This window comes from Streptomyces turgidiscabies Car8 (genome assembly GCF_000331005.1).
In the GTDB taxonomy this organism is placed as follows: Bacteria; Actinomycetota; Actinomycetes; order Streptomycetales; family Streptomycetaceae; genus Streptomyces; species Streptomyces turgidiscabies.
Map to the genome: position 1 here is coordinate 1 of NZ_AEJB01000576.1, position 250 is coordinate 250.

Below are 250 nucleotides of genomic sequence, written 5' to 3' on the forward strand. Positions count from 1 at the left end.
ACGGCTCGCCGCCGCCTGCAAGCGGGTGGAGACCGCGGTGGAGGCGCTCGTGGAGGGCCGAGCCGACTCCGTCGCGGCCCCCGCCGACCGGTCTCACGCCGTGGAGCCCGCCCTCGCCCACCTGCACGCCCTGGAACGGACCCTGGCCGAGCTGGCCAGTCCGCTGCGCGGCCCTTCGGCTTCGCCGCTCGTCGGCGCCTGAGCTTCCCTCGTCCGGACACGCCGAGGGGCGGCCACCCTGATCGCGGGC

1 pseudogene is annotated in these 250 nt (G+C 77.6%); it reads left to right on the forward strand.

What is annotated here, in order from left to right:
• A pseudogene (locus STRTUCAR8_RS40870) lies at positions 1 to 202 on the forward strand (hypothetical protein); the annotation flags it as partial.
• Positions 203 to 250 lie beyond the last annotated feature (48 nt).